The organism is Nocardioides sp. NBC_00368 (genome assembly GCF_036090055.1).
Classification (GTDB): Bacteria; Actinomycetota; Actinomycetes; order Propionibacteriales; family Nocardioidaceae; genus Nocardioides.
On sequence record NZ_CP107970.1, the window covers coordinates 1,837,667 to 1,855,233 of the forward strand.

General features: G+C 70.3%; 15 protein-coding genes. 4 read left to right on the forward strand and 11 right to left on the reverse strand.

The window, feature by feature from the left end; genetic code table 11:
• A complete protein-coding gene (locus OG984_RS08810; protein ID WP_328531211.1) occupies positions 1-1,011 on the reverse strand; it encodes an iron ABC transporter substrate-binding protein in 1,011 nt (336 codons plus the stop codon).
• A gap of 200 nt (positions 1,012-1,211) precedes the next feature.
• On the opposite strand from OG984_RS08810, the gene OG984_RS08815 reads away from it, so the two are divergent.
• The gene (locus OG984_RS08815) at positions 1,212-2,603 is read left to right on the forward strand and encodes a purine-cytosine permease family protein (RefSeq protein WP_328531212.1); all 1,392 of its coding nucleotides are present in this window, start codon (positions 1,212-1,214) and stop codon (positions 2,601-2,603) included.
• Positions 2,604-2,636: 33 nt separating this feature from the next.
• Here OG984_RS08815 and OG984_RS08820 read toward each other — a convergent pair whose 3' ends face one another.
• Genes OG984_RS08820 through OG984_RS08840 form a run of 5 tightly spaced genes read right to left on the reverse strand, consistent with a single transcriptional unit; the run spans position 2,637 to position 7,300 of the window.
• Positions 2,637-3,554, reverse strand: coding sequence for a LysR family transcriptional regulator (locus OG984_RS08820; RefSeq protein ID WP_328531213.1), 918 nt, complete (start codon positions 3,552-3,554; stop codon positions 2,637-2,639).
• A 20-nt stretch (positions 3,555-3,574) separates the two neighbouring features.
• Positions 3,575-5,041, reverse strand: a complete 1,467-nt coding sequence (locus tag OG984_RS08825; RefSeq protein ID WP_328531214.1) for an aspartate ammonia-lyase — start codon at positions 5,039-5,041, stop codon at positions 3,575-3,577.
• Positions 5,038-6,180: a M20 family metallopeptidase gene (locus tag OG984_RS08830; RefSeq protein ID WP_328531215.1), complete on the reverse strand. Its 1,143-nt coding sequence runs from the start codon at positions 6,178-6,180 to the stop codon at positions 5,038-5,040. Before OG984_RS08830 ends, OG984_RS08825 begins: the two co-directional genes overlap by 4 nt.
• Before the next feature lie 5 nt (positions 6,181-6,185).
• The gene (locus OG984_RS08835; protein ID WP_328531216.1) at positions 6,186-6,854 is read right to left on the reverse strand and encodes a DUF1028 domain-containing protein; all 669 of its coding nucleotides are present in this window, start codon (positions 6,852-6,854) and stop codon (positions 6,186-6,188) included.
• Positions 6,851-7,300, reverse strand: coding sequence for a RidA family protein (locus OG984_RS08840; RefSeq protein ID WP_328531217.1), 450 nt, complete (start codon positions 7,298-7,300; stop codon positions 6,851-6,853). Before OG984_RS08840 ends, OG984_RS08835 begins: the two co-directional genes overlap by 4 nt.
• Before the next feature lie 169 nt (positions 7,301-7,469).
• Here OG984_RS08840 and OG984_RS08845 point away from each other — a divergent pair, with 169 nt between their 5' ends.
• On the forward strand, positions 7,470-8,729 hold the full coding sequence (locus tag OG984_RS08845; RefSeq protein WP_328531218.1) for a flavin-containing monooxygenase: 1,260 nt from the start codon (positions 7,470-7,472) through the stop codon (positions 8,727-8,729).
• Between the two features lie 226 nt (positions 8,730-8,955).
• On the opposite strand, the gene OG984_RS08850 is transcribed toward OG984_RS08845, so the two are convergent.
• Genes OG984_RS08850 through OG984_RS08860 form a run of 3 tightly spaced genes read right to left on the reverse strand, consistent with a single transcriptional unit; the run spans position 8,956 to position 14,038 of the window.
• Positions 8,956-11,013, reverse strand: coding sequence for an oxidoreductase (locus OG984_RS08850; RefSeq protein WP_328531219.1), 2,058 nt, complete (start codon positions 11,011-11,013; stop codon positions 8,956-8,958).
• The gene (locus tag OG984_RS08855) at positions 11,010-12,524 is read right to left on the reverse strand and encodes an APC family permease (protein WP_328531220.1); all 1,515 of its coding nucleotides are present in this window, start codon (positions 12,522-12,524) and stop codon (positions 11,010-11,012) included. Before OG984_RS08855 ends, OG984_RS08850 begins: the two co-directional genes overlap by 4 nt.
• A 29-nt stretch (positions 12,525-12,553) precedes the next feature.
• Positions 12,554-14,038: an aldehyde dehydrogenase gene (locus tag OG984_RS08860; protein WP_328531221.1), complete on the reverse strand. Its 1,485-nt coding sequence runs from the start codon at positions 14,036-14,038 to the stop codon at positions 12,554-12,556.
• A gap of 99 nt (positions 14,039-14,137) precedes the next feature.
• On the opposite strand from OG984_RS08860, the gene OG984_RS08865 reads away from it, so the two are divergent.
• Positions 14,138-14,791 (forward strand): TetR/AcrR family transcriptional regulator, encoded by a 654-nt coding sequence (locus OG984_RS08865; RefSeq protein ID WP_328531222.1) that lies wholly within the window; start codon positions 14,138-14,140, stop codon positions 14,789-14,791.
• Between the two features lie 3 nt (positions 14,792-14,794).
• Here the strand turns inward: OG984_RS08865 and OG984_RS08870 are convergent, their stop codons facing one another.
• Complete coding sequence (locus tag OG984_RS08870; protein WP_328531223.1) at positions 14,795-15,421, reverse strand: hypothetical protein; 627 nt, start codon at positions 15,419-15,421, stop codon at positions 14,795-14,797.
• A gap of 85 nt (positions 15,422-15,506) precedes the next feature.
• Positions 15,507-16,703: a CynX/NimT family MFS transporter gene (locus OG984_RS08875; protein ID WP_328531224.1), complete on the reverse strand. Its 1,197-nt coding sequence runs from the start codon at positions 16,701-16,703 to the stop codon at positions 15,507-15,509.
• A gap of 48 nt (positions 16,704-16,751) precedes the next feature.
• Here OG984_RS08875 and OG984_RS08880 point away from each other — a divergent pair, with 48 nt between their 5' ends.
• Complete coding sequence (locus OG984_RS08880; RefSeq protein WP_328531225.1) at positions 16,752-17,408, forward strand: FadR/GntR family transcriptional regulator; 657 nt, start codon at positions 16,752-16,754, stop codon at positions 17,406-17,408.
• The last annotated feature ends 159 nt before the right edge of the window (positions 17,409-17,567 follow it).

Here is a 17,567-nt window from a genome sequence, read left to right on the forward strand (position 1 = left end):
TCAGAGGAAACCGACTTCCGTCATCATGTCGACCACCGCAGCACTGTCGAGGTCGGAGACCGCCACGGCGGGCGGCGCGAGCTCGGAGAACTTCTTGACCGGCGGGTCGAGCTGGACCTCGGGGTTCAGCGGGTACTCCAGCGCGTAGCTGTCGGCCAGGCCCTGCTGGCCGGTCTTGCCGGTGAGATAGCCGACGAACTTCTCGGCATCGGACTTGTGCTTCGCCGAGGCCAGCACGCCCGCCCCGGAGACGCTGACGAAGGCACCGGGGTCCTGGTTGCCGAAGAAGTGGAGCTTGGAGTTGTCGCTGACCTCACCGGACTCGGCCTGGTCGCGGTACCAGTAGTAGTGGTAGATGATCCCGACCGGCATCTCGCCCGCGTTGACCGACTCCAGCACGACGTTGTTGCCGTCGTAGACGGTGCCGTTGGCCTTGAGCCCCTCGAGCCACTTCCTGGTGGCCTCCTCGCCCTCCGTGGCCAGGACCCCGGCGACGATCGCCTGGAAGTCGGCGCCGGTCGGCGAGAAGGAGACCTTGCCCTTCCACTCCGGCTTGGCCAGGTCGAGCAACGAGGCGGGCAGCTCCGCCTCGGTGATCTGGTCGGTGTTGTAGACCAGCACGGTGGAGCGGGCCACGAACCCGGTCCAGGCGTTGCTCGTCGGTCGGTACTGCTCGGGGATCGGCGCGGTCACGTCGTCGGGCAGGGTGGCCAGCAGGCCCTCCCGCTCGACCGCGGCCATCGCCGGCGAGTTCTCGGTGAGGAAGACGTCGGCCGGCGACTTCTTGCCCTCCGCGACGAGCTGGGCAGCGAGCTCGAGGTCCTTGCCGTTGCGCAGCTCGACGTCGATGCCGGTCTCCTTCTCGAACGCCGGCACCAGCTCCTCCATGAGCTGCTCGTGCTGGGCGTTGTAGACGACCAGCGCGTCGCCGGAGGAGCAGGAGGTGAGCGTTGCCCCGAGCAGGGCAACCGAGACCGAGACCACAACAGCGGAGAGAGGCTTCACGGCCATCCTTTCATTTGGTAAGGCTGACCTTAGAAAGGTTTACCTAAGAATGCGAGCGCAAGGGTGCCATGCACGCGGCTCGCACCAGCTCGCGGGGCGACCTGCATCGATTTTGGCGATGTCTTATGCCAAAAGGATTCGTTTGCCAGAGGAATGTAAGGGTCACGACCATGGGTGGTGCGCCTCACACCCTTTGGAGAACGAACATGCCAGACCAACCAGTCGTCGAGAAGCACACCATCGGCTACGTCCCGCCCGAGGACCGCCATGGCAAGGTGCGCGACCTCTTCACCCTGTGGTTCGGGACGAACATCGCTCCCCTGCCCGTCGTCACCGGTGCCGCTGGCGTCACCGTCTTCGGCCTCGACCTCTTCTGGTGCCTCGTCGCCATCGTGGTCGGCCACCTCGTCGGCGGCGTCTTCATGGCGCTGCACTCGGCCCAGGGCCCACAGATGGGCATCCCGCAGATGATCCAGAGCCGCGGCCAGTTCGGCTCGTACGGGGCACTGATCGTCGTGGTGATCGCGGCGGTGATGTACCTGGCCTTCTTCGCCTCCAACATCGTCCTGGCCGGCCAGTCGCTGCACGGCATCGCCGAGCCGATCCCGGTCGAGGCCGGCATCGTCATCGGCGCGCTCGGCTCCGGCCTGATCGCGGTGATCGGCTACAAGGTCATCCACTCGCTCAACAAGATCGCGACCTGGGTCCTCGGCATCGGCATCGTGCTCGGCACCGTCGCCATCTTCGTCGCCGGCCTGCCCGCGGGCTTCTGGACGCAGGGCGGGTACAGCACCGCCGGCTTCCTGGCCACGGTCTCGCTGGGTGCGCTGTGGCAGATCGCCTTCGCTCCGTACGTCTCGGACTACTCCCGCTACCTGCCGGCCGGCGTCGGGGTGAAGGCCACCTTCACCGCCACCTATCTCGGCTGCACCCTCGGCTCGATCCTGCCGTTCGCCTTCGGTGCGATCGTCGCACTGGCGATGAAGCCGGGCATCGAGGTCATGACCGGCGTCCGGGACACCACCGGCGCGTTCGGCACCCCGCTCCTCGTCCTGTTCCTGCTCTCGGTGATCAGCCACAACGCGCTCAACCTCTACGGGACCGTGCTCTCGGTCATCACCTGCGTGCAGACGTTCGTCGCCACCTGGATCCCGACGGCACGCAGCCGCGTGGTGCTGTCGCTGATCGTGATGGCCGCCTCGACGTACTTCGCCATCGGCGTCTCGGGCAACTTCATCTCGTACTTCGTCGACATCGTGCTCGCGCTGCTGGTCGTGCTGGTCCCGTGGACCGCGATCAACCTGATCGACTTCTACCTGATCCACCGCGGCAACTACGACCTCGACTCGATCTTCGCGGCTGACGGCGGCATCTACGGCCGCTTCAACGGCCAGGCGATCCTCGCCTACGTGATCGGCATCCTCGTCCAGATCCCGTTCATGGCGACGCCGCTCTACACCGGGCCGGTCGCGGACAAGCTCGACGGCGCCGACCTGAGCTGGATCCTGGGCCTGGTCGCGACCGCGCCGATCTACTACCTGCTGGCACGCGGCCGCAAGCTCGCCCCGAGCGAGGTCGCGCTCGCCCCGCAGGTCTGAGCCACCCAGCACTTCCTCGGCGGGAAGGTCGCCTCAGCGGCCTTCCCGCCGTCGTGCTGCGCGGCCCGCGGACCGGACGAAGGCCTGGGCACGGGCGGTGAGGCGCACGCCCTTCATCGAGGCCAGCACGACCTCGAGAGGCTCGACCGGATCGCTGATCTCCAACGTCACGATCTCGGCACCGTCGTACGTCGTGGCGCTGGCCGGACGCTGGTTGAGCACCGACCACCCCTGGCCGTTGGCGACCATCGCGCGGACGGTCTCGAAGCCGGCGCTGCGGTGGCGGATCTCGGGGCGGAAGCCGGCCGACTCGACCAGCCGCTCGAAGTACTGGCCGCTGTGCGGCAGATCGAGGAGCACCATCGGCTCCTTCTCGAGCTCGGCGAGCGCGACCTTCTTCCGGCGGGCCAGCCGGTGGCCCTTCCCGACGAGGACGTACGGCGCGGCTAGGCCGACCCGGACGTGGTCGATGTCGTCGTCGAGGTCGTAGCCGTACATGAGCGCCAGCTCGCAGCGGCCCGAACGCAGCGCGTGCTTGAGCGCCGCGTGCTCGTCCTCGAGGACCGAGACGTGGATGCCCGGGTGGTCCTGCTCGCAGGCGGCCAGCAGCCGCGGCAGCTCGAACGGGCCCAGGGTGGTGAAGCAGCCGATGGTGAGGTCGCCGACGAGCGCCTGGCCGGCGGAGCGGGCGACCTCGACCAGCTCGCTGGTGTGCACCAGATAGCTGCGCAGCTCGCGGTAGAACTCCTCCCCGGCCGCCGTGAGGGTCAGGCCGCGCGCGTGGTGGCGCAGCAGCAGCTGGACGCCCAGCTCCTTCTCGAGCTGTGCGACGGCCGTCGAGACGGCCGACTGCGAGACCACGAGCTGCCGCGAAGCGGCGGTCATGGAGCCCAGCTCCGCAGCTGCGGCGAAGTAGCGCAGCTGGGTCAGGGTGAAGGACGGCTCGGCCATACGGGCCATCCTGCCGGAACTCACTCCCGATTCGCCCCGTTCGCGCCGGTCGCGCCGGTCGCGCCGTTCACGCCGGTCGCGTCGAGGTCGGCGAGCGTCTCGGGACGCAGCAGTGCATCGAGGACGGCCGGGTCGAGTCCGCCGGCGGCAAGAGCGAGATCGCGCACCGCTCCGGCGCCGCCGAGTGCCGCCTTGGCGATCTCGGCGGACTTCGCATAGCCGAGCAGCGGCGTCAACGCGGTGGCGAGGCCGGCGTTGGTGGCGGCCGCGGCGGCGAGCTTCGTGGCGTCGACGGTGATCCCCTCGACGCACAGCTCCCGCAGCGAGTCGAAGGCGGCGGCGGTCCAGGTGAATCCCTGGAGCAGGCCGTGCGCCATCACGGGCTCGAACGCGTTGAGCTGGAGCTGACCGCCCTCGGCCGCCATCGTGACGGTGAGGTCGTTGCCGATCACCCAGAAGGCGACCTGGTTGACCATCTCCGGGATCACCGGGTTGACCTTGCCGGGCATGATGCTCGACCCCGCCTGGCGGGCAGGAAGGCGGAGCTCGCCGAGCCCGGCCTGCGGACCCGAGCTGAGCAGCCGCAGGTCGTTGCAGATCTTGGAGGCCTTGACGACGATCCGCTTCAGCACGCTGGAGACCTGCACGAACGCGCCGGTGTCGCTGGTCGCCTCGACCAGGTCACCGGCGCCGACCACCAGCAGGCCGGTGATCTCGGCGAGGTGCGCGACGGCGAGCCGCGGGTAGTCGGGGTGGGCGGTGATGCCGGTGCCGATCGCGGTGGCCCCGAGGTTGATCTCGCACAGGAGCACGCGGGAGTCGGCCAGCCGGGCCAGCTCCTCGCGCAGCGTGGTGGCGAAGGCACCGAGCTCCTGGCCGACCGTCATCGGGACGGCGTCCTGGAGCTGCGTACGTCCGATCTTGGGGACGGCGCGGAACGCGGTCGCCTTGCGGGCGAAGGAGTCGGCCAGGGCCTCGGTCGCCTCGGCCAGGCGGTCGATCGCACCGACGAGGGCGAGGCGGACCGCGGTCGGGTAGACGTCGTTGGTGGACTGGCAGCGGTTGACGTGGTCCAGCGGGTGGATCTCGTCGTAGCTGCCGAACGGCAGGCCGAGGATCTGCAGGGCGCGGTTGGCGACGACCTCGTTGGCGTTCATGTTGGTCGAGGTGCCGGCGCCGCCCTGGATCACGTCGACGACGAACTGTTCGTCGAGCTTTCCGTCACGCACGTCCCGTGCGGCGGCGGCGATGGCCGCGTGGCGGCGGTCGTCGAGCAGGCCGAGCTCGTGGTTGGTCCGGGCCGCGGCGAGCTTGACCGCGCCGAGAGCGGCGACGAGCGAGCGGTGGCTGCCGACCGTGGTGCCGCTGACCGGGAAGTTCCGCAGCGCGCGGGCGGTGTGCACGCCCCAGTATGCGGTGGCCGGCACCTCGAAGGCGCCGAGCGAGTCGTGCTCGGTGCGGGTGGACGGTGCGTCGACGGCGGTCATCGTCCGGCCGCCTCCTCGGCGACGTCGAGCGCGGTCCAGGCCAGCGCGGTGGCGGCGTCGAGGAGCGCCTTCTCGGCATCCCCGCCGACGCAGTGCGCGGCGAACTCGGGCTGATGGTTGAGGGCGCTCCCGGAGTTGATGCCGACGTAGGGGTGGATCGCATTCACGACCTGGGAGACGTTGCCCATGTCGGTGGAGGCACGGTTCATCCGGCGCGCCGGCGTGCCCGGATCGAAGACCCGGCCGATCTCCTCGGCGTTGCGCCGGTACGCCGCCAGCGCGGGCGCGAACGTGCGGAACTCGGCGTACGGCTTGCTCTCCGGCTCGACGGTGAGCGTCGCGCCGGTGGCGAGGGCACCGGCCTCGAAGCAGCGCCAGACCTTCTCCTCGGTCTCGGCGAGCTGGGCGAGGCTCTCGGCACGGACGTACCAGCGGCCCTCGGTGCGGGCGGGGATGGCGTTGGGTGCCTCTCCCCCGTTGGTCATCACGCCGTGGACACGTACGGTCGGCGGCAGCTGCTGGCGGAGCAGGCCGATGGCGACCTGGGCGATGGTGAAGGCGTCGGCGGCATTGACGCCCTGCTCGGGGTAGGCCGCCGCGTGGGCGGCCTTGCCCTGGTATTCGACGTGCGAGTGCGAGACCGCGAACGGCTCCGCCTCGGCCACGTCGACGGGTGCGGGATGAGCCATCATGGCCAGGTCGAGCCCGGCGAAGGCGCCACGCTCGAGCAGCTCGATCTTGCCGCCACCGCCCTCCTCGGCGGGGGTGCCGTAGACCTCGATGGTCAGCCCCGCCGTGTCGGCGAGCGGGGCCAGCGCGCGGGCCGCACCGACGGTGATCGCGGAGATCAGGTTGTGGCCGCAGGCGTGGCCGAGGCCGGGGAGCGCGTCGTACTCAGCGCAGAGGCCGAGCCGGAACGGGCCGCTGCCGAAACTCGCCTGGAACGCGGTCTCCAGGCCGAGGAGGGCCGGGGTCACGGTGAACCCGGCCTCCTCGAGCGACTCCGCGACCCAGCGCGAGGAGCGGTGCTCCTCCCAGGCGGTCTCGGGGTGGGCGTGCAGCTGCTCGGAGAGCCGGATCAGGCGCTCGGAGTCGCTGCTGACCGTCGCGGCGGCGTCCTGCTTCGCGGTGGTGGGCATCGAGGTCACTCGTCCCCGGGCACGCCGTAGGACGGTGCGGTGGTGGGGTCGAGACCGCGGGTCACGTAGTCGTCGCGCTGCGGCAGCCAGACCTTCAGCAGATCGCGGAGCTCCTCGATCGGGCGCTCGCTCCAGTCGACGCGGAGGTCGGTGACCCGCCAGGCGACGTCGCGTACGACCGAGAGGCCCGCCGAGTGCAGGGGCCCGGCCTCGCCGCCGGCCGCCAGTCCCGCCTCGAGCCCGGCGAGCAGCCGATCCTCGAGCTCTCCGGTCCCGGCCTCGAAACCCGCCACGACGGCGTCGACGACCTCGGTGCCGGACAGCAGGTTGCCGGCGGCGACGACCTGCGGGGCGACGACGTGGCGGTGGACACCGAGGGACCCGGACCCGCTGTACGCGGCACCGGCCCCGTCGAGCCCGAGCACGGTCAGCTGACGGTGCTCGATGTGCTCGCGTCCCTGGGTGACCGCGGCCAGTGCGGCCCGGGCGTCGAGCCCCGAGGCGAGCGCGTCGAGCAGCTCGATGCCCAGGCGCGGGTCGGTGATGTTCTGCGAGGAGGCGCCACCGACGCCGGGGCGCAGGTGGACGCAGCGCGCGGCGACGGCCGGGCTGGAGGAGGTCACGGCGATGCCGACGGCGCCCTTGCCGTCGGTGGCGAGAACGGAGAAGGTCACTTCGACGCCTCCGGGATCACGGCGATCGCGTCGACCTCGACCAGCCACTCCGGGCGGGCCAGGGCGGAGATCACCAGGCCGGTCGAGATCGGGTGCACGCCCTTCGTCCAGCGGCCGATGGTGCGGTAGACGACCTCGCGGTAGCGCGGGTCGACGATGTAGATCGTGAGCTTGACCAGGTGCTCCATCTCGGCACCGGCCTCCTCGAGCAGCATCTTGATGTTGGCCATCGCCTGCTCGGTCTGCGCCTCGACGTCGCCGATGCCGACCGACTCGCTGGTGTCCAGGTCCTGCCCGATCTGACCGCGCACGTAGACGGTGTTGCCCGCGACGACGGCCTGGCACAGGTCGTTGTCGAGGTTCTGCTCGGGATAGGTGACGCTGGTGTTGAACGGGCGGATCCGGGTGTGTCCGCCGACGACGATGCTGCTCTTGTTGGTCTCCACGACGTCCAGTCCACCTCGTCCCCGTGCATGTGTCCAACAGATGTTTCCGAGGACTGTCGTCAACGAAACAGATGCAATGGCGTCAGGCGTGCTTGCATCAGCCGATCCGATGGGTAAGGCCAACAACATCTGTTGGACATGACCAAGGACGGCGGCCGAGGATTTCGGCATGGCAAACGAAGACATCGAGGTCCTCGTCGTCGGCGCAGGTCAGGCCGGGGTGGCGATGAGCGAGCACCTGAGCGACAACGGCGTACCCCATCTCGTGCTGGAGCGTGACCGGATCGCCGAGCGCTGGCGCACGATGCGCTGGGACTCGCTCGTCGCCAACGGCCCCGCCTGGCACGACCGCTTCCCGGGTCTGGAGTTCCAGGACGTCGACGCGGACGCGTTCGCCACCAAGGACCAGGTCGCCGCCTACTTCGAGGCGTACGCCGAGAAGATCGCCGCTCCGATCAGGACCGGCGTCGAGGTGACCTCGGTGACCCGCAACGAGGGCCGTCCGGGCTTCCGGGTGGAGACCTCCGACGGCGTCATCGACGCGCGCTTCGTCGTCGCCGCGACCGGCCCGTTCCAGAAGCCGGTCTACCCGCCGATCGTCCCCGAGGACGCGGTACAGCTGCAGCTGCACTCGAGCGACTACCGCAACCCTGACCAGCTCCCCGAGGGCAACGTCCTCGTCGTCGGCGCGGGCTCCTCCGGCGTCCAGATCGCCGACGAGCTGCAGCGCTCCGGCCGCCAGGTCCACCTCTCCGTCGGGCCGCACGACCGTCCCCCGCGCAGCTACCGCGGCCGCGACTTCTGCTGGTGGCTCGGCGTCCTCGGTCTGTGGGACCTGGAGACCCCGGCCGCCGGCGCGGAACACGTCACCATCGCCGTCAGCGGCGCCCGCGGCGGCCACACCGTCGACTTCCGCACCCTCGAGGCGGGCGGGATCCAGCTCGTCGGCATGACCGACCGGTTCGACGCCGGCACACTAAGCTTCCGCGAGGACCTGGCCGAGAACATCGCCCGGGGCGACGCCAACTACCTCGCCCTCCTCGACGCCGCCGACGAGTACGTCGCCCGCAACGGCATCGACCTCCCCGAGGAGCCCTCGGCCCGTGATCTCGGCCCCGCCCCCTCGGCTGCGACCACCCCCCTGCTGTCCGTCGACCTCGCCGAGGCCGGCATCACCACGGTGATCTGGGCGACCGGCTTCGCGACCGACTACAGCTGGCTCCGAGTCGACGCGCTCGACGAGAACGGCCGCCCGGCCCACCGCCGAGGCGTCTCCACCGAGCCCGGCGTCTACTTCGTCGGCCTCCCCTGGCTCTCCCGCCGTGGCTCGAGCTTCATCTGGGGTGTCTGGCACGACGCCAAGCACGTCGCCGGCCACATCGCGACGCAGCGGAGCTACGCGGCGTACGACCGTCAGGCGCGCGGCTGATCACAGGCGCACAGCCGCACCGGTCGAAGGCCCGGATCCCTACGGGGGTCCGGGCCTTCGGCATTGTCCGAACCCAACCTACGACGGGGAGTTCTGCAGGGGTTACCAGCCCGTAACCCCTGCAGAACTCCCCGTCGTACCCAGCTCACCGGCCGATCACCAACGAGAAAGCCCGGTGTGGAGGGGAGGTCCCCTCCACACCGGGCGCCAGCCGGCTGGTTGCGCCTCAGGCCAACTGGGTGACCTCGCGCCGGAACGGCACCTCGTCGTTCGACGGCAGGACGGCGTCGAACTCCTCGGCCGCGCGGCGGCCGGACCACACGGCGGCCGCGATGGTGCCCGGCGCCCAGGAGTCGCCGATTCCGCGTACGGAGGCGATCTCACCGGCGTCGCGGCGAGCGAGGAGGTCGAGGTAGAGCTCCTCGCGCGGGAGCCGGGCGGTCACCATGACGACGGCGTCGCAGTCGAGGTCGCGCTCGATGCCCGCGTAGACGTCCTGGACCCGGACACCGCCGGCCCCGACCGACACGACCGCGTGGTCGGTCACCCGGGTGATGCGGTTCTCGATCAGGCGGCGCTGGATCCGGTTGATCTCGAAGGTGTTGTTGGTCCACGACGAGACCTGCGCGCCGGTGGTGACGATCGAGACGTCGTAGCCCTTCTGCGCGAGCAGCTCGGCGACGACACCGCCCAGGTAGTAGTGGTCGTCGTCGTAGACGACCACCTTCTTCCCCGAAGGAAGCCGACCGGCGAAGAGGTCGTCCGGCCCGAGCACCTGCGCACCCTCGGCGATCGGCATCGCAGTGGTGTGGAAGCGGGCGACGCCGTCCGTACGCCAGGTGGCGCCGGTCGCGGTGATGACGTGCTCGAAGCCGAACTCGACGATGTCCGCAGCCGCCATCGGGCTCTCGCGGTAGATCTCGACGTTCGGGAGGTCGGCGAGGACGGCCTCGCGGTACTCCTTGACCCGGCCCCACGCCGAGAGCCCTGGCAGCGCGGACTCCTGCGTGACCCGTCCACCGAGGTCGCGCCCGGCCTCGGCCAGCACGACGTCGTAGCCTCGCAAACCGAGGGCGCGCGCGGCCTCCAGACCGGACGGACCTGCGCCGACGATCAGCACGCGCGAGTCGGTCTCCTTCGCGCGGATCGTCTCCGGGTGCCAGCCGCGACGCCACTCCTCCCCCATGCTCGGGTTCTGGGTGCAGCGGATCGGCGACATGGTGAGGTCGCCGGAGACGCAGATGTTGCAGCCGATGCACTCACGGATGAGGTTGAGCCGACCGTCGCGGATCTTGTTGGGCAGGAACGGGTCCGCGATCGACGGGCGGGCGGCGCCGATCAGGTCGAGGATGCCGGCCTTGACCTGACGCACCATGGCGTCGGGCGAGGTGAACCGGCCGACGCCGACCACCGGCTTGCTGGTCAGCTTCTTCAGCCCGGCGACGAACTCCTCCTGGCGGCCCTCCGGAGCGAACCGCGAGGTGACCGAGTCGCCCTCCCAGCTGCCCATGGCGAAGTCCCACAGGTCCGGCAGCTCGCCGAGCTCGCGCAGCACACCCTCGATGTCCTCGCGGGTGATGCCGCCGTCGACCTCCTCCTCGACCGTGATCCGGCAGGCCACGGCGGCGCGCCCGGCGACCTCCTCGATCGTGTCCTCCAGCAGCTCGCGCAGCAGCCGCATCCGGTTCTCCAGCGAGCCGCCGTACGCGTCGGTGCGGTTGTTGTAGCGCCGGGAGAGGAAGTGGTGCGGGGCACCGTAGCCGTGGGCTCCGTAGACGTAGACGACGTCGTAGCCCGCCTCGAGCGAGCGGCGTACGGCATTGCGGTGCCAGCGGCGCAGGTCCTCGATGTCCTGCAGCGACATCGCTCGCGCCTGGACCGGCGCGATCGTGTCGGGCGCGACCGGGAGGTGCGCGGGGCCGAGCGGGGTCTCGCGGCTGAGCTGGTTCGGCGCGTTCATGCCGTTGTGGGCGAGCTCGATGCCGGCCAGGCCGCCGCCCTCGTGGATCGCGTCGGCGATCCGCCTGAGCGCGGGCAGGTCCTGGTCGTCCCAGATCCGCAGCTCGATGAACGGCGCAATGTCGGAGGTTGCGTGGATCTCCACCTGCTCGGTGCACACCACCGACCAGCCGCCCTCGGCCTTGATCTTGCGCATCGCCGCCTGGGCGCTGGGGTCGCGGTAGCCCATGCCGTTGCAGTGCGGCACCTGGTAGAAGCGGTTCTTGGTGGTGAACGGCCCGATCTGGACGGGCTCGAAGAGGAGGTCGTACGGAGCTGCGGTCATCGGGTGGGCTCCTCGGTCGGGACGGACGGGACGGGGGCGCCGACCTGGGCGCGGACGCGGGCACCCCGGGCGTACCCGACGGCGCACAGCAGGAGCAGGAAGCCGAGGGTGCCGAGGGTGAAGACCTCGAAGGTCACCTGGCTGACACCCCAGATCTCCTCGAACGGGTACGTCTCGCCGAAGAGACGCTCGAGGGTGCCCGGGAAGACGGCGACCCAGGACCCGAGCAGGATCCAGGCGAAGGCCAGCCAGCCGAGCACCGCGAAGCCGCGGTCGGAGACGGGCACCCGGAACGGGCGCGCACGGTCGGGGTAGCGGGTGCGCAGCCGGATGGCGGCCGGGATCACCAGCAGGTAGCTGAGCAGGAAGGTCGAGATCGAGATCGTGAGCACGACCCCGAAGATCGAGGCACCGTCGCCGGTGACCTGCATGGCGACGAGAAGGAACGCCGTGGCCACGACACCGGAGAGCATGTTGACCCGCACCGGGGTGCCGAGGCCCTCGTGGAAGCGTCCGAAGAACCCGCCGAAGAAGGCACCGTCGGCGGCGGTCATCGCCTGCATCCGGTCGGAGATGATCATCCACGCGGCGCCCTGGCTCATCAGGATGTAGACGAAGACGACGGCGGTGAGCGTGAGCAGCGGCTCGGCCGCGGTGCCGTAGACCGAGTAGACCGTGCCGACGGCGTCGAGGAGTCCGCCGATGCCGGTGATCTCGTCGCTGGCGACGACGAGCAGGATCGCGAAGATCGGCACCAGGTAGCAGACCGCGGCGGTCGCGCAGGAGCGGAAGATCGAGACCGGTACGTCGCGGGCCGGGTTCTCCATCTCGCCGGCGGCACTGTTGGAGGATTCGAAGCCGAGGTAGGCGAAGAGCAGGATCGGGACCGAGCCGAACAGGCCGAGCAGCGTCGGGCTGAAGTCGCCCGCGCTGAGGCCGACGACACCGTTCTGCGCGGCGTAGACGATCGTGGTCAGCACGAAGAACGCGAGCAGGCCGACCTTGAGGATCGCGCCGCTGGTCGGCAGCCACTTGCCCTTGGCCAGGCTGGCGATCGCCGCGACCACGGTGATCCAGATGAAGACGATCTTGAAGACGTAGTCACCGAAGGAGCCGTGCTCGAGCGGGGTGATGTAGGTGCTGACGGTCTCGGCGGCGAGGAAGGCCATCGAGCCGCCGACCCACACCGGCTGGGTGATCCAGGTGAGGATCGCCGCCACCGCGGCGGCCGGTCGGCCGAAGGCGTCCCGGACCCAGGTGTAGGCCCCGCCCTCCTCGCTGAACGCCGCCCCGGTCTCGGCGAAGATCAGGCCGTACGGCACGAGGAAGAACACCGCGAGCACGAGCGCCCACGTGAACGCCTCGGCGCCGTAGAGCGAGACCTGTCCGAGGGTCTCGAGGCCGACGACGGCGGCGATGAGCAGGAAGACGATGTCGAAGCGTCGTAGCGTCTTGCGGAGATGTGACTGCTGCTCGGCCGCGAGCGCGGTCGGCTGGTTGGTCTGCGTCATGGTGTGTCCCTGGTGTGTGGGGCCGGCGGTCAGTGGTTGATCCAGACGGTCTTGAGACCGACGTACTTGTCGAGAGCGTGCAGCGAGAGGTCGCGCCCGAAGCCCGAGCCCTTGAACCCGCCGAACGGCGTCCAGGCGCTGAAGGCGTCGACGCCGTTCACGGTCACGGTGCCGGCGTGGATCCGCTCGGCGAGCCGGTGGGCGCGGCTCAGGCTGCCGGTCGCGACCGAGGCGGCCAGGCCGTACGCGGTGTCGTTGGCGAGCGCGACGGCTTCGTCCTCGGTGTCGAAGGGGGTGACCGCCAGGACCGGTCCGAAGACCTCCTCGCGGGCGAGGGTGGAGGCCGGGTCGACGCCATCGAAGACGGTCGGCTGGACGTAGCAGTCGCTGCCGTCGCGGGTGATCCGCTCACCGCCGGTGACCAGGCGCGCGCCGGAACCCTTGGCCTCGTCGACGTACTGCATGATCCGGTCGGTCTGCTCGGGCGAGACGATCGCGCCCATCCCGGCGGCCGGGTCGAGCGGGTCACCCGGGGCGTACGCCTCCGCCTCCTTCGCGACGAGGTCGACGAACTCCTCGTGGACCTCGCGCTGAACCAGGACACGGGAGTGCGCCGAGCAGACCGCGCCCTGGTTGAACCAGATGCCGAAGGCGGTCTGCTTGGCGGTGGCCGCGAGGTCCTCAGCGTCGGCGAAGACGACGTGCGGGCTCTTGCCGCCGCACTCGAGCCAGACCTGCTTGAGGTTGGACCGGCCGGCGTACTGCAGGAAGTACGCACCGACCTCGGTCGAGCCGGTGAAGGCGAGCACGTCGACGTCCGGGTGCAGGCCGAGCGCCTTGCCGGTCGTCTCTCCCAGGCCGGGGACGACGTTGAGGACACCGTCGGGGATCCCGGCCTCGGCGGCGAGCTCGGCGATCCGCAGGGCCGAGGACGGCGACTGCTCGGCAGGCTTGAGGACGACGCTGTTGCCGGCGGCCATCGCCGGGGCGACCTTCCAGGCGAGCATGTCGACCGGGTAGTTCCACGGGACGACGGCGCCGACGACGCCGAGCGGGACGCGGCGGATCAGCGCGGTCGTGCCCGGCGGGGTGGGCGCGACCTCGTCGTTGATCTTGTCGATCGCCTCGGCGTAGTAGCGGAACAGGTTCACCGAGAACGGCAGGTCGAGGTCGTAGGCGTCCACCACCCGCTTGCCCATGTCGAGCGAGTCCAGGACCGCGAGCTCGGCAGCGTGGTCGGCGAGAAGGTCGGCGAAGCGGAGCATCCGCTCCCGCCGGAAGGCGACTCCCGCCCGCGACCAGCCCCCGTCCTGGTACGCAGCCCGCGCCGCCCGCACGGCGGCGTCGACCCCGGCCGGGCCGGCGTCGGCGACCTCGGCGAGCAGGGCCCCGGACGCGGGGTTCCGGTTCTCGAAGGAGCCGTCCGCGGTGTCGACGGAACGGCCGCCCACGAACGCTCGCGTCCGGGGGCGGACCTCGGCGGCGATCTCTCGCCAGTCCTGGTGGGTACGCACAAGCAAGTCCTTTCTTTGCGCTTCACCGCAAATATGAGGCGCGCCACACCAGGTGTCAATCGTCCGCCCACAGATTTCACATACGCGTTACGGTTGAGCATGGCTCGACGCAAGGACCAGGCCGCACGGCGCGAACACCTGACCGCGGCAACACTGACCGTGATCGCCGCCCACGGCTTGGCCGGCGCCACGATGAAGAACATCGCCGCCGAGGCCGGCATCTCGCCGCGCCTGATCGCCTATTACTACCCCGAGCTCGACGGCCTCATCGAGGCCGCTCACCAGGCCGCGACCGACCGCTACTACTGGTCCCGGCAGCGTGCGATCGAAGGCGACCTGTCCCCCGCCGAGAAGCTCGGCCGCCTGATGTACTCGGGCCTTCCGCGCGGCGAGGACCTGCTGTTGAGCCAGGTTCTCGACGAGATCTCGGTCAACGCGAGCCGCAGCCCGATGCACGCCACCCTGATGACGCTGCTCTTCGACCGCGAGGTCTCGCTCTACACCGCGGTGCTCGAGGTCGGACGCGCGACCGGCGCGTTCTCGCTGACCGACTCGGCCGAGGCGATCGCTCGCAACTTCGTGGCCCTCGAGGACGCCTTCGGCCTCCACCTGCTCGCCCACAACTCCTCGCTCAGCCTGGAGCGCGCCGAGCAGCAGCTGGCCAGCTACGCCCACTCCGCGCTCGGTGTCCGGGTCGCCCCGATCGACCCGGAATTGCCGAAGAACGCAAAGAATCCGCCGGCTGCGAGGTAGCGGTCAGGCAGTCGCGACCTGGGCCGGCCGCGCGGTCCGCGACAGCGCCTCGATCCCCCAGCAGACCAGGCAGCCGACGAGCGGGATGGCCACGCTCGACACCATCATGAAGAGGTCGGTCACGAACGTGTCGCCGACCATCGACTCCCAGACCCTCCCCGACCAGGTGATCCACACCATCATCAGCACCGCAGGGACGATCAGCCCGGCCAGCCACAGGAAGCCCTGGCGGCGCGCGATGCCCCAAGCAGCCACGAGGCACAGCACCGTGACCACCATCTGGAGCCGGATCAGCCACAGCCACCACTCACCGTGCGGCAGATCGAACGACCCGCGTGCCTGGAGGAAGTTCGCCATCAGCCAGAACGAGTCGAAGAACCACGGCACGAGCAGGAGGAGCGGCGCCGTCATCCGACGAAGGAGCGTTCGTCCACGCCAGACCAGCACTGCTGCGTACGTCAGGTAGACCAGCGTGAACAGCACCCCCTGGAACGCGTAGATCTCGGGATAGCCGATCTCCCACTGGAGCCGGCTCAGCAGCACCAGCCGCAGGGCCTCTGCCGCCGCGACGACCACTGCCGCCACCACCGAAAGTCCGACCCGATTCGTCCGCTCCGCGGTTGTCGTCATGCCCAGCAGTATTGCGGGTTCGCCGACGTACGCGGCGGTAGAGGACCGCCGTGTCGGTCATTCCGTGACACGGCGAGCCGGATGATCAGTCCTCGGCGCGGTCCCCGATGACGACTGGGCGGCCGGCGACGTACCCGGCGAAGAGCTGGACCACCGCGATGCCCAGCAGCAGCGCGATCGGGACCGACCACGATCCGGTGGACTCGCGCAGCAGCCCGACGAGGAACGGGCCGCCGGCAGCGAGCAGGTAGCCGATGCTCTGCCCCATCGAGGAGAGCGCGGTGGTGCCGGCGGTGGTCGCGGTGCGGATGCTGAACAGGGTGAGGACGACCGGGAAGACCGCACCGCCGATGCCGATCAGCACCGCCCAGACCCAGGCGCCGGCGACGGGTGCGACCCAGAGCCCGGCGAACCCGATCGCGAGGAACGCGGTCAGGACCGCGACCAGGTGGCCCTGCGACGATGCCCGGATCGCGAGCGATGGCGCCAGGAAGAACACCGGTACGCCGACGAGGATGCTCACCGCGAGCAGCAGCCCGGCCGTCGCGTGGCTGAAGCCGGCGTCGGCGTAGATGCTGGGCAGCCAGCTCATCACGACGTACGCGAACAGCGACTGGGTGCCGAAGAGGATCGTCACGGCCCATGCCACCGGCTCGCGCCACAGCGAGACCCGGGTCGTGGCTCCGCGGCGGTGGCCGTGGTCGCGCAGATGTGGCACCCACGCGAGCAGGGCCAGGGCGGCGAGCAGCGCCCAGACGCCGAGACCGACCCGCCAGCTTCCGGCCGCCTCGGCGATCGGCACCGTGACCCCGGCGGCGATCGCCGCGCCCAGCGACATGATCGCGCTGTAGGCACCGGTGACCGCGCCGACCCGGTTCGGGAAGCCCTCCTTGACCACGGCCGGCAGCAGTACGTTGGCGAGCGCGATGCCCGCGCAGGCGACGAAGGTGCCGACGAGCAGCAGCCAGGGGTCGCCGATCACCCGGACCAGCAGCCCGGCCACCAGCAGGCCGAACGCGACGCCGATGTCGCGATGCACGCCGAGCCGGCGCGCGAGCGTCATCCCGGTCGCACCGACGACGGCGAAGCACAGCACGGGCAGCGAGGTCAGGAACGACCTGGTCCCGGCCGAGAGTCCGTCGAGGCCGTCGAGCAGCGCACCGAGGGAGGTGATGCCGCCGCGCAGGTTCGCCGCCACCAGCAGGACCGCGACCAGGAGCCACACCGTCGACCGCAGGTTCGACGGCGGAGCATCGGGGCGGGACTGGAGTCGGGAGGTCACACGCCCTAGGATGCCAGACATCGGATGATTGGATGAAAGGACGGCATCGTGCCGCTCTCCACCACCACGCCTCGCTCCCTGGTCGACCAGGCGATCGACGGCATGCGCGCGCTGCTCGCCGACGGCGAGTGGGCCGTCGGCGCCCGCATCCCGCCGGAGCCCGAGCTGGCCGCGGCGCTCGGCGTCAGCCGCAACACCGTGCGCGAGGCGGTGCGGGCGCTGGCCCACACCGGCGTGCTGGAGGTGCGGCGCGGGGACGGGACGTACGTCGCCGCCGCCAACGAGGTCGCGGCGATGATGCGGCGCCAGGTCGGCCGCGTCGACATGCGGCACGTCCTCGAGGTTCGCCACGCGATCGAGACCCGGGCGGCGGCGCTGGCCGCGGAGCGACGCTCCGACGACGACCTGCGGGCGCTGACCGCCGTCATGGATCGGCGTACCGCGGCGGTCGCGGCCGGCGACGCCGAGGCCTTCGCCGCGGCCGACGCGGAGTTCCATCTCGGCGTGGTCACCGCGACCCACAACCCGTTCCTCATCGAGCTCTATGCGGGTTTCGAGGACACCCTGCGCGCGACCATCCACCTCGACGACGAGACCGCCGAGATCGCCGACGAGCACGTCGCCGTCTTCGACGCGATCCGCGCCCAGGACCCAGACGCCGCCGCGGCCGCCGTCACCGGCCTGCTCCACACACTCGCCCGCTGAGGCCTGAACCAATGCCGATCAACCTGGGGAGGGCTGTCCGAACCAGGTTCGGACAGCCCTCCCCAGGTTCGCTCTGATCGAGGTCGGTCCCAGAACTCGCGATCTACCGAATGCGGGGTACGTGCCTCGGAACCCACGTTGACTCGCGTCGGTCCCCCT